Consider the following 20,852-nt stretch of genomic DNA (forward strand, 5'->3'; position numbering starts at 1 on the left):
CGGGTGTTCTATGTTCGTGTCTATCGTCCCACTTAAGCGAACAATATGCTCAAGCTTTCCTTTTGCCTTCTGCTGATTCCGTTGTGCCTGGTGTACGGATGAAAAACGATAACACCAATAGAATCGCTAAGAAAACGATCGGCAGGTTGAACCCGGCATCCGAACCATACGCCTCAGACACGACACCCACAATCCAACCAGCGAACGCCCCGCCAATTCCTGCTGCTACATAGACCAGGCCGAGAGCCGATCCGCCTGTTCTGCTTAATTTCGTTCCAATAGCGGTCGCAGTTGGAAAAAGAACGGAGAAAAACAATCCAGCAATACCAAACAAGTATACCCAGTCATCCACAAACACTTTACTGATCGTGACAAAAACTAGACTAAGAGCTGAAAAAGATAACAATAGCATTCTTTCACCAAGCATATTGATCAACCAACCGCCTGCAAGACGTCCAACTGTGAAGCAGAGTGAGAATACGGAGATGATAGTCGCTACCATGCTGTTCTTTGCTGCTTCAGATGCACCGCCTAGAGTCAAGTCTTTTAAATATGTCGGGAAAAAGTTCAAAAAAGAAACTTCCGCTGACACATAGAAAATCAAAAAGATCATGACGAGGATGAAATGGTATTGGCCAAGCATTTCCTTGAAAGCCGATAGATTGACCTTATCCACTTCCCCTTCAGGCAATTTCACGCTTAATACGTAAAAAATCAAGGCGATCAACAATATGGCGATCCCAATATAAAAATAACGCCAGGAAATTTCGTTTGAAAACATCATCTTCAACACAATCGGAAATATAAACATCCCGAAACCGTAAATTCCCATCGCGATATTGAACATCGTCCCCTGTTTTTCAGGATAGACGGCGGGAACAATTGCATTGGAGGCAACTGTCATCGCTCCGAGTCCAAACCCTACAATAAGGTAAAACCCCAGGAAGAAGGCGATTGTCTGTGCAAGTCCAGTACCGAGAAGCCCTGCTCCCATGATGATACATCCGATCACCATCATAACTTTCACACCGCGTTTATCTGTAAAATAACCGATGATCACACTAGCCAATACAAAGCCCAATTGGAAGATGAAAACCACCAGTCCAAATTGACTTAAATCAAGCCCGATATCTCTCTCAACTTCATCGAGGACAATACCTTTCGTACTTGATAATCCACCCAATAACAACATGGTAAAAAACATGATGACAAGGGCTGATAGACTTTTTATTTTAGACATGACACTCTCTCCAATCCTGCCTGCCGAATTTTCTCCTATATTGATTCCCGCTGTCACCAGACTTTACACTTCCAATCATCCATTGGATAATGGCGATAGGAGAAAACTTGCCTATACATGTGATCTTGTAAGATTTACAATTTTGCTTTATTTAGAATGTTAATTTGTGCTAAATTCACTTCAAGGAGGTCTGTACGTTGAAACGACAATGGTGGAAAGAAGCAGTTGTTTATCAAGTGTATTGGAGAAGCTTTTATGATACAGACGGAGATGGATATGGAGATATTAACGGTGTTATCGAGAAGCTGGATTACATTAAAAAGCTGGGTGTGGATGTCATCTGGTTGAACCCTGTCTATGAATCACCTGATAAGGATAACGGGTACGATATTTCAGACTATCAGTCCATTATGAAGAAGGCTGGAACGATAGAAGATTGGGAGAAGCTTTTAAAAGAAGCCCATAATCGTGATATGAAATTGATCATGGATCTTTTCGTCAATCATACATCCGATCAACATCACTGGTTCCTGGAATCCCGTTCATCCAAGGATAACCCTAAACGTGATTGGTATATCTGGAGAGACCCAAAACCGGAAGGAAGCCCGCCGAACAATTGGCGATCTTATTTTACTCCATCTACGTGGGAATTTGATGAAAAAACCGGACAATATTACTTTCATTCATTTGCTGTCGAGCAGCCTGATCTGAATTGGCGGAATCCCGAAGTGAGAGAAGCAATTTTCGATATGATGAAATTCTGGCTGGATAAAGGGATTGATGGATTCAGGATGGATGTCATCAATCTGCTGGCGAAAATGGAAGGGTTTCCAGACGCACGAACGCCTGAAAAAATAAATTATCTGGGAAATAATCCTGGTATACATGAATATTTACAGGAAATGAACAAGAATGTATTGCGTCATTACGATATCATGACCGTAGGTGAGATTCCTTTTGTCACGCCAGAAGACGGATTGAAATATGTTGGTGAGGACCGAAATGAGCTTGATACCCTCTTCCATTTCCAAGTAGCTGACGATATGCCGGACTGGGATATGCTTCAATACAAAGATATCCAGAAGAGATGGTTTGAAGGAATGTTCGGCAAAGGCTGGAACTCACAATTCCTGAACAATCATGACCACACTAGACAGGTGACAAGGTACGGAAACGATGGCGAGTATCGTGTGGAATCAGCAAAACTGCTTGCCACAATGGTGCATACGCTGCCTGGAACGCCTTACATTTTTCAGGGAGAAGAGATCGGTATGACTGGTGTAGATTTCGATTCTATTGATGATTACCAGGATATCGCTATGAGAAATAAATACGAAGAGGAAGTCGGGAAAGGAAGGAACCCTGATGAAGTGTTAGAAGAGTTGAAGCCGTTAAGCCGGGATAATTCCAGAACCCCTGTCCAATGGGACGCAACAGAAAATGCGGGCTTTACAGATGGAGAGCCTTGGATTGCTGTCAATCCGAATTACAAAGACATCAATGTAGAGAATGCATTGGAGGATCCTGATTCGATCTTTTACTATTACCAGAAATTGATCGAGCTTCGAAATAACAATGATGTCATGGTATATGGTGATTATGAAGACTTGTCTGAAGGCGATGAACATCTTTATATGTATACGAGGGGCTTGGGCGGTGTCACCTGGCTTGTAGTATTGAATCATTCCGATGAAAATTACAGAATGACCTTACCTGAGGAAAGTTTGAATGCAGTACTTAAGATCACGAACTACCAAGATGTGTTCGCGGAAGTAGCTGACCGCGATACGACCCTTCGACCACATGAAGCAAGGATTTATCAATATCAAACATCAAAATAATCCAACTTCAATAAGGGAGCGACTCTCGCGCAATGCTTGATCTTCCGCACTTCAACAAATCAGCAAATTAACAATGCTGATCACAGATTTTTTTGCGGAGATGGGGGCATTGAGGAGTCCTCCCTTTTTCCTTATATTGGATGTTCAAATTGCTTCACAAATGAGTGAAACTTTTAAACATGCTTAATTAAATATTGGATTTCAGGCTAATTCACTCCCTTTCCGCAAGCCTTCTTACCCGTTTTTCGTTGCGGGGGTCTTAGCTGGCTCGCTTTTCCTGCAGAGGAATCGCGAATTTCGCTCAAAATTATTTCCAGTAAAAGTCAACTAAGGTTTTTTATTTAAAAATCGAATATTGAATCCCCGTTCACTTCTTCATCTTCTTTCAAACGCTTAGAGGACACGTCTTGGATAGGCTGTGGACTCGGTTTACCAACTTTCACCGTTCTAGGCGCTGACGGTTTTTGGTCCGCAGACTCCAACAACAAGTCACAATATGCTTTGATAGCACTCAGTTCACTCCGAACCTGACTTGAAGATGAATTCTCATCAACCTCTCCTTTAATAGATTCAAGGCGGTCAATCATTTTCTGGACAACTAGACTAGATTGTATACTCAAGAGAATCCCTCTTTCTTCACATCATTCTTTCCTCATTATAAAGGGCTTCCCCTGTCTAGCACAACATAAGTGGAAAATATCATTCAACTCCTGCCACATTTTATGATGTATCCCAAAGCACATGTCTCTTCACTCTGTAAAACACATACACACTTCGGTTGAGAATGACTGCTTCAAGCTTTCTGACTCCAACAAACGGTACACGATCGGGAAGAGATCCATTTTGCTTATCGTTCAAATCGTGGTGTTTAATACGTACAATACTCATAAGTGCAAGCCATACTACTAAACAATACGTAACGATTTCGCTCATCATGAAACCTATACCCCTTTCTCCCTCATCAATTGATTGGGTTCCGAAACAAACATCCACCTCCTCATTCCCGGAACTTATCATCTTATTCATTTATGAACCCAAGTATACGTAAAGGTTGTCTCAATGTTTGTCACAATCTGAAAGCCAGAACAAAGAAATTATCTACAAAAAACTTTGAGATTTGCCAATGCAGGTCAAAGTCTTCTATCAATCTTCCCTCCTTCTATTAGAATTCAATCGGATTAACACAAGTTAAGACGTAATATCGGTTATGAAACTTTTAAAGAAAATCTTGCATCTAGTTTTTGGTGATTCTCTGGATGCATTTTCTATATTTCTGATTTCTCGAAATTCACTCCCTTTCCACGGGCAAACGAAAAGCGGAAGCGACCCGATTAGTCACGTAGGTCACTGGAAAACGGACGAGGAAGCTCGAACCAAACAAAGACTTGGTTCTGCGTGGGCTAACTCATAAGCATGTCAATCAATGTGTTGCCGCCGCAGGAAGTTTGAAGTGATCCAAGTGATTGGTCGCTGAGCTAGATATCACTTCTCTGTATTAACCCAATTCCGCAAGCCTCCTCACTTGCACAGGATCTCGACACAAAAATGAAATCATTTTCGTGTCTGCGATGAAAATTCTTAGAAGCGTTCCTTCTGCTGGCTTCGACGTTCACCACAGGACGTGGTGGTATTTAGTCGAAGTTCATTATTATAGTCGAAGATCCTTAATTCGCTGTAGGTCTCGCCTGGCTCGCTTTTCCCGCAGGAGTGTCGTGAATTTCGCTTCAATCAAACTTAGTCAGAAATCTACAGTATTAATTAACATTACTAAAGTAAGAAAGAATGGAAGTTACAACGGGAGTCTTTCATGAACCCATTGTCGCTTCCATTTTTCTAGACGTTTAAACCTTTTGGATGAATTTCTGTCTAATATATTCGACTCTTTTTCGATTGGTACCTAAATCTGTATATCCGACTCGGGACGCTGCCCGGACATCGACGATCTTGTTGCTCTCATCAAGTAAAAATTCCAAATCGGATACGACCTTCAGCCACTTCGACTTGCACTCAGCTCGAATATAATCCTTCGCTTCTTCTACCACCTTGGTCCCGCTCATGTTGTTAAGTACTTTCAATATTGTTTCATAGGCATGATCAGAAGAACTGTTGTATGAGATAGGCGAGATATTATGTTTTTCACTAGCACTTTGGGATGACACACAATTTGGAGAGGATGGACAAGCTTCCAAACTTTTTTTATCGGTCATTCTATCTCCTCCTTCACACACCCCTATTTCCCTCCTTACCACTTTACTAATCTTAATCTCTTACGCAAAGATTTACCCTTCGCAACAATCGTAAAATTGATGTAACGGAGCGTTAATCGATATTTAGATGAAAAGAGGTTTAAACAACCTGTTATTGTGAAATTGAAATAATACATTGACAAAAGGAGGTTTTACAAAATGGCAAAACCTATTGTAAGAGAATATGTTAATGATGAAGCGTTGAAGAATGATGTGAAAGACTTGCAAAACCGAGGATTAAATAAAGACGATGTGTATGTAATCTCCCATGATGAGGACCGTACAAACAGGATAGCTGGCAGTGCAGATGCCAACACGGTCGGAGTTAAAGAAATGGGACTCGATACGGCTGTCGGAAATATATTCAACAAGAAGGGTGACGAATTGAGAGCGAAGTTCAAAGAAATGGGCTTCTCACAACAAGAGGCTGATGAATATGAGGAAAGACTTGATGAAGGAAAAATCCTCATGTTAGTGACAGATCACAAAAAGGTACAAGATTGGATTTAAGTTACGTTTATAGTTAAGAGGCTGCTCCGAAATGGACAGCTTCTTTTTCTTTGCTCTATTTTGTGAAATTCACCCCTTTCTGCAGCCATTAATAGATTGCAAAAACGATGGTCAGTTCTTCTGTATCAAATTTCAATGGTAACAATAAGAGTTTCACAGCATCCGTAATTGAAACTTCGTTTACCATTCGAGGGGTTGTGATGTCGACCGTAATGTCTGCACTCGCTAACTGTGTTGCAATATTGCCAGCGAGGATATTACCCAACTCCCCGATAAAAGAATCAAGCATCTCACCTTCAAATGGCATCCCATACATTTTATTCCCGCATTCGCCGAAAAAAGTTTTTGACGCAAGGAAAAGGAGTGAACCATTGATTTCTTTTTCAAGACCAATGATTACACCTGCTTGTTGTGGGTCCTTATGTTCGAATTTGATTTCGCTTTGAGGCTTTCCCATTTCGAACTCCATAGGTATGACCGTCTTTATGACGCCGATTGCCCCATTCAGTAAATTCGTGATATGTTGTGTCGCCGCCATCGTCATCGACCGAACCCCCAATGCGAATGATTTCCCTTTATATCGGCTTTTATCTTTTAAGATAAAGGAAATTGGTTGAATCTCTGCAATAAAAAACTACTGAACGAGTCAGTAGTTTTTAACAGCCATCAACGTCACAGGATGTTCCTTCAAATTCCTCGGATGTGCTTTTCTGTTTATTCAATTCTTCATCAATGATTTCTGAAAGGCGATCTGCAGGATATAAGCCCTGAATCTTCCGGTCACCGATGAAAAATGTGGGAACAGCTCTGATATCTTTTTGAACGGCTGCCCTCAATGCTTCTTGATGCTGTTCCTTATATTTTCTCGATTCAAGCGCTTTACGATATTCCGTACCATCCAAGCCAACTTCTTCACCAAGATCTACCAGTACATCGATTTGACCAATATCCTTTCCTTCCACGAAAAATGCCCTTAACATTCTATGATTGTATTCATTCGCTTTCCCCTGTTCCTTCGCATATTGGAATCCTTCAAATGGTAAGTGAGTTCTTGGTTGTACTGGAGGAAAGTTCATCTCCACGCCTAATTCCTGAGAAAGGGGTTTGACCGATTGATGCCAGGCATTTCGAATATAATCCGAATCGGGATCAAGCGTTGGTGTAGGTTCTGGCCGCAGCTCAAACGGCATCCACTCGACTTCAACATCCTTCCCTTCCAACGCTTCTGCTAGCGGAAACTCCGCTAAATAACAGAACGGTCATACATAGTCAGAATAAATTTCTATTTTCAGTGTCATAATGAGCCTCCTCGCATGATGATAACATTGCCTCAGAAAAAGGATTGACCTACACTCGGCCAACCCTTTGCAAATTTATCGTAATGGTTTTAGCGCTTTTGAAATTTTAGCCACTCGTTCCCCAAGACGTCCTGCCATGACAAGGTCAACTTCCTTCGGCTGTTCTCCACCTTGTGGTCCCGCAATCGTCGATGCAGAATAAGGGGATCCCCCATTTGCCTCTGCAGTCAACTGTTCTGGGTTTTCACCATATGGTAACCCAACATAGATTAACCCGAAATGCATGAATGGTACGAAAGATGTAAGAGCTGTCGCTTCTTGACCACCATGGACGGACCCTGTGCTAGTGAACACAGCCGTCGCTTTACCCTCAAGTTCACCGTTCATCCACAATCCACCAGCTGAATCAAGATATTGTTTCATTTGTGCAGGCATCGAACCATAACGTGTAGGGATTCCCCAAATGATTCCGTCAGCCCACCGCAAGTCGTCATGAGTTGCTTCTGGTATGTCGGACTGCATTTCTTGTGCCTTTACGTAATACTCCTGGGAAGACATCGCATCCTTCACTTCTCCAAACTCCTTCACTCGGACAAGCTTTACTTCTGTATCCTCTACTCGACTTGCTCCTTCTGCTACCGCTTGAGCCATTTGGTAGATATGTCCGTAAGCACTGTAATAAGGAATCAAAATTTTCGTTGTCATTTAAACATCACTCCTCTAAAATTTCGTCTGTTTATAAATTCCCATACCTGAATGAATTTAATCGTATTTCTATAAAAATGTACTAGTTTCATATATCTTGAATTCGAGATTTATGTCGTAAAGAAAACTTGGCAAAGCCAAGCTAAAAATCAATTCCTTCCCGCAGCGTACTTCCCAAGCTCTTTCAACAACCGAATTGCCTCTGTTTTTTCGGCCTCCGTAATACCGTTTAAAGCTTGCTTCAACACTTCTTCATGTGAAGGGAAAATGTCTTCCATCAACGTCTTTCCTTTTTCCGTCAAATAGGCATACGTGATTCGTCGATCCTTTTCACACGCTTTTCTTTCTAAGTATCCTTTTTCTTCTAATTTATCGACGACATACGTTATACTTCCACTTGCCAATAAAATTTTTCCGCCGATTTTTTGTAAAGGATGTGGTCCTTTATGGTAAAGAAGTTCAAGTACACCGAATTCAGTCAAATTCAGACCATACCTTTGTATATCTTTTCGAGCCACCTCCATAATCGATTGATATGCGCGGGAAAGTACAACGAATAATTCCAATGATGAGTCTTTCATATGTGCTGGATCTCCTTTGAGAAATTATCTCGAATTCGAGATAATTATAACGTTCTTCTTTTTGTCCTGTCAAAATTTATGATAAAGTTTTTTACTTTTGTTCAGGTAAAGAATAAAGTTAATTGGTTTGGAAAAATTTTCAAGTTATAATTTGCAACACTCCAGCGAGAACTGCGATCCAGGCAAGACCCCGCAGTGAATTAAGGATCTCGACTATAATAATGAACTTCGACTAAACATCACCACGTCCTATGATAAACGTAGAAGTCAGTTTCACAGATACCAATAATATATACATGTCTGTTAAATAAAGAGGAAGAGCTTCAATAAGCCCCTCCCCATTTTAAACTTATGCACCTGCTGATTGAGGTTTCTGATCAGATTCATTGCGTTTGATGAAAAACTGCAAAGCGAATAGTCCGATAAAGATAGCTAGTCCATATAAATCAGTAGAACCTTCTGGATAAATCAACATGATACCTGCAGCTAGCGCCACAATCCGTTCTATCCAATGAGTTTTGCGCATCCAATATCCGATCATTGCCGCTCCGATTGCAATCATCCCTAGAACGGATGTAAAGACGATCCATAGGGTCTGATCCCACGTCGTATCGATCATCATCAACTCAGGGGAGTAGACGAATATATACGGAATGATAAAGGCTGCTATGGCCAGTTTTGCCGAATTCACCCCGGTCCTGAGCGGCTCGCCGCCAGAGACCCCCGCAGCAGCGAAGGCAGCAAGAGCTACCGGTGGTGTAATGTCCGCTATGATTCCAAAGTAAAAGACGAACATGTGTGCAGATAAATCAGGAATATCCAGGGCTAACAATGCTGGTGCAGCAATTGTCGCCGTAATGACATAGTTTGCGGTCGTCGGTGATCCCATACCTAGGATGATCGAGGCCACCATCGTAAAGAATAGAGTAAAAAACAAGATGCCATTCGATAAGTCGATCAGACCGCCTGCCATCTTAAGTCCCAGACCTGTCAGGGTTACGACACCGACGATGATCCCAGCACAAGCTGTTGCTGTTGCGACGCCAATCGCAGTACGGGCACCATTGATTAATGCTTCAGCAAAATCCTTCGGCCCCATCCGTGTATCTTTATTGATCGCTCCGACCACGATACAGGAGACGATCGACCATAGTGCAGCACGTGTGACACTCATTCCTGACATCAGCAAAATGACAACAACGAAAATCGGTGCTAAAAGATAGATCTTTTTCAGCACTTCCTTCCGGTCCGGCATTTCCTCTTTACTGAGACCCTTCAATCCGATTTTCTTCGCCTGGAAATGGGTCATGATCCAAATTCCCGTAAAATAGAGCAAAGCTGGAATCGCGGCTGCCTTTGCGATTTCCCAGTATGTGATCCCTCCACCGATAAATTCGACCATTAAAAAGGCTGCTGCCCCCATGATCGGTGGCATTAACTGACCTCCTGTAGACGCAGCTGCTTCTACTGCTCCTGCAAATTCTTTCCGATAACCAAGTTTCTTCATCATCGGAATCGTAAAGGAACCTGAAGTTACGACATTTGCGACAGAGCTTCCGGAAATCGTCCCTTGAAGTGCGCTTGAAAAAATCGCAACCTTAGCTGGTCCGCCGGTACGTCTCCCCGTCAAAGCAACTGCTAGATCATTGAAATATTGTCCGACTCCGGTTTTTACTAAAAACGCGCCGAATAATAAGAACAGGAAGATGAACGTGGACGAAACTTTCAATGGTGTTCCAAGAATCCCTTCTGTCGTAAAGAACATTGTACGAATGATTCGTTCAATTCCAATTCCGCGATGCTGCAGGAAACCTGGCATGATCGGTCCTAAATAAGCGTAAGACAAAAAGACCACCGCAATAATCGTAATCGGAAGCCCGACTACCCTACGTGTCGCTTCTAGTACGAGTACAATCGCAAGGACTCCTACTAGGAGGTCCATTGTTTCAAGTCGTCCGACCCGCTGGACGAGTTCATTGATATTGAATGGCCAATAGAGCCCTACAACTACACTCAATGTGGCCAGCAATCCATCGAGCCATGTGATCTGGAATTTTCGTTTCGCATCCTTCGCCTTTTTCTTTTTAGAAGCGGGAAACAGTAAAAAAGCTAACGACAGAGCAAACCCTAAGTGGATGGAACGGTGTACCTGTGGTGAAAAGCGATCAAGGGTAGACGTATATAATTGGTATAAAGAAAAACTTAATAGAAGTATCGTGACAATCCAGCCCAGAATCCCTGTCAATCTACGAAAACCGGCTTCAGGATCGTATTTCGCCATCATTTGCTCTAATTCTTTATCTGTAACCTGCTGGTCTTTTTTCAAGCCTTTTTCATCCAAAAATCTCATCTCCTTTCAGCCGTTGCCATAGATTCATAGGTTGAACCTTCAAACGAATCCAGCTGCCTGGTTCAACAACCTGATCCAAAGGGAACTCATCATTGTTTAAGATTAATGTATGATTTGCAATGATTTGTCCGATTCGAACGTCGATATAAGGGAAAATCCTATTCATATTGGTAATGTAATAGGTCCCGTCCTTTTCAACGAACTTTTCCTCACCCGTAGCATTAGAAGGCATGCCGATGGCAAAGTTTTTATAAGCTAGTTCGGTTTGAACGATTTCTTTGTTTTCATTGATTTTATAAGTTTCCTTTACGGGTGTATGATGGACTGAGTGTGTGTATTGAATGTGAAAACGAGCATTCTCGTCCACCTTCACATACGCAATGACCTTCCCGCTATTTTCAAAAGATATGGCTAATACTTTTCCATAAGGTATAACCACTATTAAAATAAGCCCGATCACGATAATCAAGCGACGCAAAATCTTCATATATTTTTCCATCATCTAACACATCCGGACAGAGCCAATGATATAAGGAAGGCTGACTCAATCAGTATGTGACGTTTTCCAACTAAACAAGAGATGGAAAGGTGTCACTTCAGTTTTGAGCCAGCCTCATTCACTCATTAGGTTATTATTTCAAGCCTTCTTCTTTAAAGTATTTCTCTGCACCTGGGTGAAGATCGATTCCAACACCATTTAGGGCTTTTTCTGGGCTGATCAATTCGCCTTTTGCATGCTTGACACTATCAACGTTGTCAAAGAATGCTTTGGTCAAGTTATAAACTGCATCCTCACTCAAATCCGCACGAGCTACAAGCATCGCCAATACAGCTACTGTTTCGACATCTTCTTCAAGGCCGTATGTCCCTGCAGGGATCGTGTCCTCAGCATAGAACGGATACTTATCGCTAAGTTCTTTTGCTTTGTCAGCAGCAACTGGTACAATACGAACCGGTTTTTGAGCTGAAAGTCCTTCAACTGCTCCTGTCGGAGCTCCAGATGTGATGAATGCAGCATCAATATCGCCATCCTGCATGAGTTCTGTTGATTCATCAAAAGCCAGGTTTTCGACTTCGATGTCATCAAGAGTCAGTCCATGGATTTCAAGGATTTGTTTTGCATTTTCTGCTGTTCCACTTCCGACATCTCCTATCGAGACCCTTTTCCCTTTAAGATCTTCCACAGACTCGATGTCACTATCTTTCAAAACCACGATTTGAATCGTTTCAGGGTACAATGTACCGATAGCTTGTACATTATCAGTTGCAGCATCTTCGAACATCAACTTCCCATCGACTGCATAACTAGCAATGTCCGTTTGAGTGAATGCTAGATCTGCTTCCCCATCTTGAAGCGTTTGCATATTTTCTACTGAAGCACCAGACGCCTGTGCTGATACTGTTTTCTCTGTGTTGTCAGACATGATGGTTGCGATTTCCCCGCCAAGTGGATAATATGTACCACCCGTACCACCTGTCAGCATGCTGATTTCTTCTGGATCAGCGTCTGCTCCGCCGCCAAGTGAACCGCATCCTGTCATTACCATTGCAATAGCTAGTAAGCTAGCAATAACAAGTGAGAGTTTTCTAAACTTCATATATAACATCCCCCTTTTCGAATGTATAATCATACTTATTTTACCATAGTAAATAGTACAAGAGTAGGAAAATTTTAATATTTTTCAATCATTTGAATTTTTATATAGTTTTAAATTCCAATCAATTAGCAGAGGGCGTTGCTGTATGGTTACTTTTGGAAAAACAAATGTCCAGGGCATTGACGCATTGGAAGGTACGACAACCTGTGGTAACTCAAAACGGGATGAAGCGACAACTCCTCTTTCTTTTTCATAATAGTCGATGAGGATTCCGTCCGCTTCAAACGTTTCTGTTGTACCATTTTGGATGAGAACCATTGCTAACAATGATCCTTGATGATTCATTGCAGCTCGGATTGGTGTCCATGTCAGTTTCCCTTCCTGTATGGGTGATTTCTTATGTAACTGTTCGATTTTATTTCGGTCTTGGACTGCAATCGCCTTTTCCCAAGAAGGTTCGAAAATCAATTTATCAGCCATATCCCGTGTGTCCTTTCTATTCTTGAATTTTAATTGAAAGTTTCTGTTAATGATAATGAATTTTTGCGAAATTCCCTCCCTTTCCGCGGGAGTGTCGTAAATTTCCAAAAATTTTTTCATATAGAATCAACATCAATATAGCCCATTGAAAAAGAAAGGGGAAATCAAAAAGCACCCCTTTCTCGTCTTGATCTTATCCGACTTCCATTTCCAGTTCTTCAATTCGTTTTTCAAGATATTTTGTATCTTTTTGGGCATGGAAGGTTTCTGATTTTTCGACAATGACAGCTGTATTATACTCAGGGATTCCTGCGAATTGCTCATAAACCCCTTTTGGAATGAGTACATTTCCTTCCGGCCAGTGCACCTGGATGTTTCCGGGTTTCACATCAACAAATCGCGCTTTCCCATGGAATAATCCATGCTTGTTATAAACAACGATTGCATCCCCTTGCTCGATGCCGTATTTTTTCCCGTCTTCTTCATTCATCAAAACATCATAACGTTCCGCCTGATTGAACGGGTCCTGATCGGAATAGATCATGGAATTGAATTGCTTGCCTCGTCGCGTGGTCACATAAAAATGACCTTCTGCTTTGCGGAGCTCTGGAAGATCCATCGCGATCAGATTGCCCTTCCCATCAGGTGTCGGGCATACACCATCTTCACAAAGCCAGGCCCCTCCCCATTGGAATACATCACCTTTCTCTTTCAAATGCTGGATTCCATCATAATTCGGAGCCGCTTTAGCAATTTCATCACGGATTTCCTGCGCATTTTTGAAATCAATAAGGTGTGCTTGTTCTGGCTTTACTCGCTTTGCCAAATCCACGTAGATCTGCCACTCTGAGCGCGCTTCTTCTATTCGAGGACCTTTGATTTCCGGCGAAAAGTAAACCATTCGTTCCGTGGAAGTCGATGTTCCTCCTCCAGGCTGTTCATATCGCGTCATTGCTGGGAGGACGACCACAGCTTCTTTCGCATCAACGAAGGTGGAGGTATTGAAAATGATATCCTGATGCACACGTATATCAACACTTTCCAGGCATTGTTTGACAAAATCAGGGTTCGGCATCGTCTCGAGGAAATTCCCACCCGACATATAGTAAAGCTTCAATTTATGTTCATGCTCTTCTGGAAGCAAAGCATTTTCAAGGGACACACCGACAATATCACCTTGCCATCTTGGTATGGTATATCCCCATACCTTTTCAACACGATCAACGTTTTGATCAGTGAATCCACCGCCTGGAAGAACGAAAGGATCAGCACCCATCTCTCCAGACCCTTGGACTCCTGAATGCCCGCGAATGGGCATGACACCGCAATGTTCTCTTCCTAAAAATCCTTGTAACAGTGCCAGGTTGGCAACTTGCGAGACATTATCCGTGCCGAAGCGATGCTGCGTCAAGCCCATCGACCAGACGAATACAGCGGAATTTGATTTTGCCAAAACTATTGCAAGCTCTTCGATTCGCTCTTTCGATAGTCCAGACGATTTTTCAAGTGTCTCCCAATCATAGGACTGGACTTTTTCTTTCAGTTCAGCGAGTCCAGTGACATGCTCCCGTATAAAATCATGATTGATTGCAGAGCCGGGTGCTTTCTCTTCCATCTCGAACCAGTGTTTCATGATTCCATGCATGAATGCAATGTCCCCGCCAATGTTGACCTGGTAGACGTCATCTGCAATTTTGGTACCAAATAAAGCGGACTCAGCGATCGAAGGAATCCAATATTTCTCCATCGATGGTTCGTAGTAAGGGTTGATGATAATGATTTTCGTCCCTTTGCGTTTCGCTGCGTACATATATTTTGTTGAAACCGGTTGGTTATTGGCTGCAACTGAGCCCCAGAACACAAGGACATCGGTTCCGATCCAATCTTTATAATTACAACTAGAAGCACCAATCCCAAGTGACCTTGTCAATGCAGTTTTTGAAGGTGAGTGACAGATTCGTGAGGCATTATCGATGTTATTCGTACCTAAGAAACGCGCAACCTTCGCTGCCGTGTAATACGATTCATTGGTTATGCCACGTGATGTCAAATAAAATCCGTACTGTTTCGGTTCAAGTTTCTTCATTTTCCCTGCGATGAGGTCAAGAGCGTCATCCCAGGAAAGGCGGCTGAACTTCTTATCACCCGGTTTTCGGATCAATGGATAGGGGATCCTTCCTAGTTTCCGTAATTCTGTACTGCTCTTTTTCCTTAGCTCATCAATGTCTGCATGAATGACTTCAGGCTTCATCTCAGACATCGTATTCAAACGTAAAACATTTAACCTTGTTGTACATAAATGTGGTCCTTGCAACGTTTGGTCCTGTAAACCTGCAACTCCAAGGGCACAACCATCGCATACGCCCTGAGTCAAAATTCGTGTTGCATAAGGAAGATTGTCTTTGTTTTCCCATGCAACTTTTACCGTATCTCGTATGTGATGCGGCTTTATTTTACCTAATCCGAATGGAACCTTGCTCGCCCATAAGGATGGATCGGGACTCTTTGTCAGTTTCATCGGACCACTGTGTTTCGTCTTCCCCATTAATTTCACCTTCCCCCAATCAGCCAAAGATGACCAATTTTATAGTTTAATAGTAGTATGAAAGCGGATACAATTCAACATTGTCCCATTGTTATTAATTTATCGCTTGTGTTTATCGTATCAGATTCTCGGAGAAAATTGTCATTATATGTCCCTTCTTATAAAAGGAGTTCGGTTCAATACTGTTGAAATTAGTTATTAGATTACATAAAAGGAGTCTAGAGGAATGAGGGAAAGTTATAAACTGCGCAACGAGGATTGGCTGGAACGTGCCACGATCCTTGAAATCCAAAAAGCGATGAACAATGGTGAGCTGTCTTCACTGCAGCTTGTCAGTCGTTGTCTGGAATATATCACAAAAAACAACCATGCCGGGGCGAATTTAGATGCTGTACTAGAAGTGAATCCAGAAGCATTGCAAATTGCGGAAACTCTTGATGCAGAACGGAAATTGAAAGGGATGAGAGGTCTTCTGCACGGGGTCCCGGTCCTTTTAAAAGATAATATCGGAACAGCAGACTTGATGCATACGAGCGCCGGATCACTTGCACTCGCGGATCACTATGCGGAAGAAGATGCAACAGTCGCACGGAAACTCCGTGAAGCAGGTGCAGTCATTTTAGGGAAAGCGAATATGACGGAGTGGGCGAACTTCATGAGCCTGTCGATGAAAAATGGGTACAGCTCCAGAGGCGGGCAGGTGCTGAATCCGTATGGGAGTCATTTTGATGTCGGTGGTTCAAGCTCTGGCTCGGCGGTTGCCGTTTCAGCGCATTTCTCAACGCTTGCCATCGGTACCGAAACGTCCGGCTCAATCCTTAGCCCTGCCAGTCAGAATAATGTGGTCGGGATTAAGCCGACAGTGGGGCTTATCAGCCGTGCAGGAATCATCCCGTTGTCACACAGTCAAGATACAGCAGGACCGATTGCACGTTCTGTAACTGATGCAGCAATCTTGTTAGGGGCATTAACAGGGCAGGATCAGAAAGATACGATCACCCAAACAAGCATTGAGCGGAGCTATCACGACTACACGTCTTTCTTGAATGCAAATGCGCTTCATGGCGCAAGAATCGGGGTAGCCCATTCCCTCTATATCGATATTCTCCCTGATCCGCAACGGAAGGTGATGGACAACGCGATCGAGCATATTCGGGAGGCAGGCGCTACCATCATTGAACTTGAATCGATTTCTCCGATGGAGTCCGATCATACGTGGGATTACAACGTCCTGAAGTATGAATTCAAATCTGATCTGAATGCGTATTTAAGTAAACTGCCATCCATCTCTCCGGTTCACTCTTTATCAGATGTGATCCGGTTTAATGAGGAGCATCAAAATCGTGCATTGAAATATGGCCAAGATATCCTGATTGAATCAGATAAGACATCAGGTACATTGACAGAACCGGATTATATTGAGAGTCGATTACGTGATCTACAACTTTCCCGGACAAGGGGAATTGATGTGGTAATGGCAGAACATCAACTGGATGCCCTTCTTTTCCCTAATTCAAACGGCGCAGGGGTCACCGCTAAGGCAGGTTACCCATCCATCGCTGTACCTGGAGGCTTTACAGAAGAGGGGAAGCCTGTAGGCGTAGTATTCTCAGGTCTTGCATTCAGTGAACCTTCCTTGATTGGTCTGGCATATGCGTATGAACAAGCGACGAAACATCGTAAAGCACCTGAGCTGACATGAGGAGACTTCTTTTTTTGAAGTCTCCTATTTTTTGCATATTAGGTTTTTGTAGATAGATCCTCCACTTTTGTAGATAATTTCGGTTATTTGTAGGTAATTTCATGTTTTTGTAATTTATGCCTTGTTTTTGTGGATAGCCACGCTTTTTTTGTAGTTATGGTGCACAGGTGTTCGGAAATTAGGTGTGAAAGCCTGAAAAGTAGTCCTTTTTCTTAATCTAGAGGTGGATTTTTCCGTTTAAAAAGGAAGGGCTGTCCTAAAAGAAAAGTGTCAGACACCTCCAACACAACATTTTGAATCAAAACCACGATTTTTCTCAAAATGTTGTTAAGTTCGGAGAGACTCAGACACTTTTGGGACAGCCCCTTATCTGCTTCTGGTATTCAACTAGTTGGCATAACGGAAGAGAACCCTGTTTACCCCATACTTAGTCAAAAATCGATGGAATCTTCTGCTCACTTCATAGCACTTCAATCCTATCATCAACATTGATTGTGCCGGTCTTTTTTACCGATGCATAAACACCGAAGATCTGTTTGTTTTCCTTGACGACGGTCTTTAGGACGTTTGTATCGACTTCCTGGGTTTTGGCGTCTACATTGACATAGGCACAACGTTCACAGCCTTTTTCAACATGCAGGATTACATCATTTATCTTGATGTCTTTGCCGATCCATGACTCTTCTGCAAAAGGCTTTGCCTCCCCAAGATCCATAACCAGGTTCGGTCGGAAACGCAGCATATCCATTTCCTCCCGGTTACATAACTTTTTCAGTTCTTTCAACGATTCCTTGTACGTAAGTAATAACGGCGAATCCCAATATGACGGTCCTGGGCCTTCCGGGTCTGTATGTACCAAAGAGATACTCATCCCTGCTTTATCCTCGAGATCTTTATGTACTTTCAGGTTACCCTCCTCAAAACGCTCGCCTTCTTTTATAAATACGAGTGTGCCCTCTTCTTCTAGTTTCACATCGTACTCTAATAGAAAAGGTGAATCTGAGATGGTCAGATGGCTTCCTGGCTTATTATTCTTTTCCCATGCGAATATCCGGTCCCCCTCCACCCCATAATCATGGACTCGGATTGCTGATAAAAATTCCCCTTGCATGGATTTTACGGGATAACGGATCAATTCTTTCACTGTACCTGCATGCATATTGAATGACCTCCGATTTTTTTCTTTAATGTTAACTATACGGAACATCTTTACGAATTCCTTTAACATTAGGTTCTGTTAGTTTATATATTTGATTTTTGTGAAATTCACTCCCTTTCAGCGGGCAAACGAAAAGCGGAAGCGACCTGATTAGTCACGTAGGTCAATGGAAAACGGACGGGGAGGCTGTCGCCGTCGCAGGAAGGTTGAAGTGATCCAAGTGACTGGTCGCTGAGCTAGACACCACTTCCTTGCATTTACCTACTTCCGCGAGCTTCGACGTTCACCATAGAACGTACTTTTTGTACAGGATGTACTGACTTCGACGTTCACCATAGGACGTGGTGGTATTTAGTCGAAGTTCATTATTATAGTCGAAGATCCTTTTAAAAACAGTGGGATCTTGCTTAGCTCGCTTTTCCCGCAGGAGTGTCGCAAATTTCTTAAAATCTACAGAGGGTGTTAACAAGTCCTAAAATACAAAAAGATCGCTCCATAGAAAGAAGCGATCCGCGTATAATCATGATTGTAACCGTTGCTGGAATTTTTGAACTGGTGGCGCGAACAATTGGACAAGTGGACCAATCGTGAATGTGACGATCAACGTCCCTAATCCTATAGGACCGCTGAAAAGAAAAGCAACAACGAGGGCAGACAATTCTCCGATCGTTTTTGCAACACCCATACTGACACCCAGTCGTTCCTGGATTGCCAACATAAGTTTATCAATCGGGATGAGCGGGAATTTCGCTTGCAAATAAACAGAAATTCCAAAAGCTATTATCACCATCCCGACTACGAATATGATGATTTGTTGAACTAATCCACTCGTATTGAATTGATCAAAAACCAAGAGCAGCCAGCTGTCAATGAATACTCCTGCTAAAAAGATCGTAATGACAGCAAGAACGTCAGGACGTGTTCGTAAAAGGATTGCATTCAATATGATCAACACAATGCCCACAATGAACACCCAGCTTCCGACGGTCAAACCAATCGTTTTCGAGAGACCGACATTGAGGGCATCCCAGGCACCTGTTCCTAATTCTGCTTTTATCGTTAAACTAACCCCAAGTGATATCAAACTTAGGCCAAGCACAAAACTTATCAAACGTATGATGAATGATTTCATGATGTCTCCCCCAACTTGAAAATTCATTAATCCATCATACCACGTTTGGCTTGAAGAAGGAATCACTCTATTGCATTCCTCATCCTGATCATCGAAAAGCTTAACGTGGAGCTCGGAATTTCATATCTTAAGGATTTCAAAGTCGGTAGACACCGTATTTCGATCCCTTCTTTTTCAAGCAGCTGAGGCAACCTTTCCAGCCTTTGGACAGAGGTAGGAACCACCGTTGAACGGGAGGTGTAATAACCTGCGTTACGATCAAAACACTTAAACGAATCCCCACCAAACGTATATTGATAGAGAACCCCACTCTTCAACCGCTCCACCCAGCGATTTTCAATTACAATGACCATCCTTGTATCCACGTTGAACGTCTGGGTATCTTCAGTTTTGGTGCGAACGTTTTTCCAAAATGCGATCCGTGGACAGTTTCTCGGGAACAGATAGAGAGGGCTGTGCGCTCTGTCTATCGCCCAAACATAAGGCGGCTCCTCCGGAAAAGATGGTGATTTTCGCGGTTGGAACTCCTTGATTTGCCCCTCTTCGCTAAAGTGGTAATATTCGCTCAAGCTTCTCTTTCCTCAATCGTCGAAAGATGTTCAGAACAATTGAGAAGCTTAATATCCCACTTTTCATCAACAAACTGGAAAATTGATACGGATGTATTACCAAAACGGCATCTTTCAAAATCATTTTTCAAGTGTTTCAACAAATGATTGAGTAGAGCGCCATGGCTGACCACGATGATCCGCTCGTTAGGATGTTTAAGCAGCACCTCATCCATGAAGGACCGAATTCTTGCGACAATGCTTTCTTCTTTTTCAAATTTAAGGTCAAGATCCTTCCAGTTCTCGCCCCACCGTTCAATCCGCTCCTCCTCATTCGTGCCTTCCATTTCTCCCCAATGCAGTTCCCGAAGTCTTTCATCCGTTTGTACTGGAAGGTTCAGAACCTCCCCGACTGCTTCTGCTGTCGTTTTTGCTCGGCTCAGGTCACTCGAGTAGATCGTATCCCATTCTCCTCCTTCAAATCGACGGCCTAATGCTTTCGCTTGCATTATTCCTTCTTCATTAAGAGGAATATCTGATTGCCCTTGAGCTCTCGCTTCTAGATTCCAATTTGTAACCCCATGTCTGATGAATGCGATTGTTGTCATATTGAACCCTCCCTGAAAAATTAGCAGAATCGTTATATTCTCTGTTGAATAGCCAATCCCTTTTATTTATTTTAAAGGCTTTGTTAAAGAATGATGTTGATTTCTTCGAAATTCACTCCCTTTCCGCGGGCAAACGAAAAGCGGAAGCGACCCGATTAGTCACGTAGGTCACTGGAAAACTAACGAAGAGGCTGTCAACGCCGGAGGAAGTTTGAAGTGATCCAAGTGACTGGTCGCTGAGCTAGACACCCCTTCTTGCATTTACCTACTTCCGCGAGCTTCGACGTTCACCATAGGACGTGGTGGTAT

General features: G+C 42.7%; 19 protein-coding genes and 1 pseudogene. 3 read left to right on the forward strand and 17 right to left on the reverse strand.

The genetic code is table 11. The features are described from left to right. Positions 1-49: 49 nt before the first annotated feature. Positions 50-1,240 (reverse strand): MFS transporter, encoded by a 1,191-nt coding sequence (locus tag KOL94_RS15935; RefSeq protein ID WP_221567367.1) that lies wholly within the window; start codon positions 1,238-1,240, stop codon positions 50-52. Positions 1,241-1,437: 197 nt separating this feature from the next. Between KOL94_RS15935 and KOL94_RS15940 the strand changes: the two genes are divergently transcribed. Beyond that, entirely contained in the window at positions 1,438-3,081 is a 1,644-nt protein-coding gene (locus KOL94_RS15940) for a glycoside hydrolase family 13 protein (RefSeq protein WP_221567368.1), read from the forward strand. A 341-nt stretch (positions 3,082-3,422) separates the two neighbouring features. Here KOL94_RS15940 and KOL94_RS15945 read toward each other — a convergent pair whose 3' ends face one another. The 3 genes from KOL94_RS15945 to KOL94_RS15955 all read right to left on the reverse strand — a co-directional run bounded on the left by KOL94_RS15945 (position 3,423) and on the right by KOL94_RS15955 (position 5,288). Next, entirely contained in the window at positions 3,423-3,701 is a 279-nt protein-coding gene (locus KOL94_RS15945; RefSeq protein WP_221567369.1) for a DUF5327 family protein, read from the reverse strand. 100 nt (positions 3,702-3,801) lie between these two features. After that, positions 3,802-4,107, reverse strand: coding sequence for a hypothetical protein (locus KOL94_RS15950; protein ID WP_221567370.1), 306 nt, complete (start codon positions 4,105-4,107; stop codon positions 3,802-3,804). An 815-nt stretch (positions 4,108-4,922) separates the two neighbouring features. Continuing rightward, positions 4,923-5,288 (reverse strand): DUF1499 domain-containing protein, encoded by a 366-nt coding sequence (locus KOL94_RS15955; protein ID WP_221567371.1) that lies wholly within the window; start codon positions 5,286-5,288, stop codon positions 4,923-4,925. A gap of 198 nt (positions 5,289-5,486) precedes the next feature. Between KOL94_RS15955 and KOL94_RS15960 the strand changes: the two genes are divergently transcribed. Beyond that, positions 5,487-5,837, forward strand: coding sequence for a YflT domain-containing protein (locus KOL94_RS15960; RefSeq protein WP_221567372.1), 351 nt, complete (start codon positions 5,487-5,489; stop codon positions 5,835-5,837). Between the two features lie 88 nt (positions 5,838-5,925). Here KOL94_RS15960 and KOL94_RS15965 read toward each other — a convergent pair whose 3' ends face one another. From KOL94_RS15965 to KOL94_RS16005, 9 genes and pseudogenes are all read right to left on the reverse strand, one after another. Beyond that, positions 5,926-6,381 (reverse strand): chemotaxis protein CheX, encoded by a 456-nt coding sequence (locus tag KOL94_RS15965; RefSeq protein WP_221567373.1) that lies wholly within the window; start codon positions 6,379-6,381, stop codon positions 5,926-5,928. Between the two features lie 112 nt (positions 6,382-6,493). Further along, positions 6,494-7,084: pseudogene (locus tag KOL94_RS15970) on the reverse strand (DsbA family oxidoreductase); the annotation flags it as partial. Positions 7,085-7,210: 126 nt separating this feature from the next. Beyond that, positions 7,211-7,840: an NAD(P)H:quinone oxidoreductase gene (wrbA, locus tag KOL94_RS15975; protein ID WP_221567375.1), complete on the reverse strand. Its 630-nt coding sequence runs from the start codon at positions 7,838-7,840 to the stop codon at positions 7,211-7,213. A 149-nt stretch (positions 7,841-7,989) separates the two neighbouring features. Continuing rightward, positions 7,990-8,421, reverse strand: coding sequence for a MarR family winged helix-turn-helix transcriptional regulator (locus tag KOL94_RS15980; protein ID WP_221567376.1), 432 nt, complete (start codon positions 8,419-8,421; stop codon positions 7,990-7,992). Between the two features lie 349 nt (positions 8,422-8,770). Further along, a complete protein-coding gene (locus tag KOL94_RS15985; RefSeq protein ID WP_260412471.1) occupies positions 8,771-10,705 on the reverse strand; it encodes a TRAP transporter permease in 1,935 nt (644 codons plus the stop codon). A 49-nt stretch (positions 10,706-10,754) separates the two neighbouring features. Beyond that, complete coding sequence (locus KOL94_RS15990) at positions 10,755-11,270, reverse strand: DUF1850 domain-containing protein (protein ID WP_221567378.1); 516 nt, start codon at positions 11,268-11,270, stop codon at positions 10,755-10,757. Between the two features lie 133 nt (positions 11,271-11,403). After that, complete coding sequence (locus tag KOL94_RS15995; RefSeq protein ID WP_221567379.1) at positions 11,404-12,369, reverse strand: TAXI family TRAP transporter solute-binding subunit; 966 nt, start codon at positions 12,367-12,369, stop codon at positions 11,404-11,406. Positions 12,370-12,453: 84 nt separating this feature from the next. Beyond that, on the reverse strand, positions 12,454-12,849 hold the full coding sequence (locus KOL94_RS16000) for an SLAP domain-containing protein (RefSeq protein ID WP_221567380.1): 396 nt from the start codon (positions 12,847-12,849) through the stop codon (positions 12,454-12,456). Positions 12,850-13,042: 193 nt separating this feature from the next. Continuing rightward, entirely contained in the window at positions 13,043-15,394 is a 2,352-nt protein-coding gene (locus KOL94_RS16005; protein WP_221567381.1) for an FdhF/YdeP family oxidoreductase, read from the reverse strand. Positions 15,395-15,620: 226 nt separating this feature from the next. Between KOL94_RS16005 and KOL94_RS16010 the strand changes: the two genes are divergently transcribed. Further along, positions 15,621-17,096 carry an amidase family protein gene (locus KOL94_RS16010; protein WP_221567382.1) on the forward strand — a complete coding sequence of 492 codons (1,476 nt, stop codon included), beginning with the start codon at positions 15,621-15,623 and terminating at the stop codon, positions 17,094-17,096. A gap of 460 nt (positions 17,097-17,556) precedes the next feature. Here KOL94_RS16010 and KOL94_RS16015 read toward each other — a convergent pair whose 3' ends face one another. The 4 genes from KOL94_RS16015 to KOL94_RS16030 all read right to left on the reverse strand — a co-directional run bounded on the left by KOL94_RS16015 (position 17,557) and on the right by KOL94_RS16030 (position 20,543). Next, positions 17,557-18,255 carry an MOSC domain-containing protein gene (locus KOL94_RS16015; RefSeq protein WP_221567383.1) on the reverse strand — a complete coding sequence of 233 codons (699 nt, stop codon included), beginning with the start codon at positions 18,253-18,255 and terminating at the stop codon, positions 17,557-17,559. Positions 18,256-18,775: 520 nt separating this feature from the next. Beyond that, positions 18,776-19,387, reverse strand: a complete 612-nt coding sequence (locus tag KOL94_RS16020) for a YczE/YyaS/YitT family protein (RefSeq protein WP_221567384.1) — start codon at positions 19,385-19,387, stop codon at positions 18,776-18,778. A gap of 62 nt (positions 19,388-19,449) precedes the next feature. Further along, on the reverse strand, positions 19,450-19,956 hold the full coding sequence (locus KOL94_RS16025; protein ID WP_221567385.1) for a DUF6886 family protein: 507 nt from the start codon (positions 19,954-19,956) through the stop codon (positions 19,450-19,452). After that, the gene (locus KOL94_RS16030; RefSeq protein ID WP_221567386.1) at positions 19,953-20,543 is read right to left on the reverse strand and encodes a histidine phosphatase family protein; all 591 of its coding nucleotides are present in this window, start codon (positions 20,541-20,543) and stop codon (positions 19,953-19,955) included. The genes KOL94_RS16025 and KOL94_RS16030 overlap by 4 nt, the downstream gene beginning before the upstream one ends. Positions 20,544-20,852 lie beyond the last annotated feature (309 nt).

Origin of the sequence: Alkalihalobacillus sp. TS-13 (assembly GCF_019720915.1) — a bacterium.
Taxonomy (GTDB): Bacteria; Bacillota; Bacilli; order Bacillales; family Fictibacillaceae; genus Pseudalkalibacillus.

Excerpts from the sequence above, each read along its gene's own strand:
- KOL94_RS15935 (WP_221567367.1), bottom strand. The coding sequence starts at position 1,240 with ATGTCTAAAATAAAAAGTCTATCAGCCCTTGTCATCATGTTTTTTACC.
- KOL94_RS15950 (WP_221567370.1), bottom strand. The coding sequence starts at position 4,107 with ATGAATAAGATGATAAGTTCCGGGAATGAGGAGGTGGATGTTTGTTTC.
- KOL94_RS15955 (WP_221567371.1), bottom strand. The coding sequence starts at position 5,288 with ATGACCGATAAAAAAAGTTTGGAAGCTTGTCCATCCTCTCCAAATTGT.
- KOL94_RS15960 (WP_221567372.1), top strand. The coding sequence starts at position 5,487 with ATGGCAAAACCTATTGTAAGAGAATATGTTAATGATGAAGCGTTGAAG.
- KOL94_RS15965 (WP_221567373.1), bottom strand. The coding sequence starts at position 6,381 with ATGACGATGGCGGCGACACAACATATCACGAATTTACTGAATGGGGCA.
- wrbA (WP_221567375.1), bottom strand. The coding sequence starts at position 7,840 with ATGACAACGAAAATTTTGATTCCTTATTACAGTGCTTACGGACATATC.
- KOL94_RS15980 (WP_221567376.1), bottom strand. The coding sequence starts at position 8,421 with ATGAAAGACTCATCATTGGAATTATTCGTTGTACTTTCCCGCGCATAT.
- KOL94_RS15985 (WP_260412471.1), bottom strand. The coding sequence starts at position 10,705 with ATGATGGCGAAATACGATCCTGAAGCCGGTTTTCGTAGATTGACAGGG.
- KOL94_RS15990 (WP_221567378.1), bottom strand. The coding sequence starts at position 11,270 with ATGGAAAAATATATGAAGATTTTGCGTCGCTTGATTATCGTGATCGGG.
- KOL94_RS15995 (WP_221567379.1), bottom strand. The coding sequence starts at position 12,369 with ATGAAGTTTAGAAAACTCTCACTTGTTATTGCTAGCTTACTAGCTATT.
- KOL94_RS16000 (WP_221567380.1), bottom strand. The coding sequence starts at position 12,849 with ATGGCTGATAAATTGATTTTCGAACCTTCTTGGGAAAAGGCGATTGCA.
- KOL94_RS16005 (WP_221567381.1), bottom strand. The coding sequence starts at position 15,394 with ATGGGGAAGACGAAACACAGTGGTCCGATGAAACTGACAAAGAGTCCC.
- KOL94_RS16010 (WP_221567382.1), top strand. The coding sequence starts at position 15,621 with ATGAGGGAAAGTTATAAACTGCGCAACGAGGATTGGCTGGAACGTGCC.
- KOL94_RS16015 (WP_221567383.1), bottom strand. The coding sequence starts at position 18,255 with ATGCATGCAGGTACAGTGAAAGAATTGATCCGTTATCCCGTAAAATCC.
- KOL94_RS16020 (WP_221567384.1), bottom strand. The coding sequence starts at position 19,387 with ATGAAATCATTCATCATACGTTTGATAAGTTTTGTGCTTGGCCTAAGT.
- KOL94_RS16030 (WP_221567386.1), bottom strand. The coding sequence starts at position 20,543 with ATGACAACAATCGCATTCATCAGACATGGGGTTACAAATTGGAATCTA.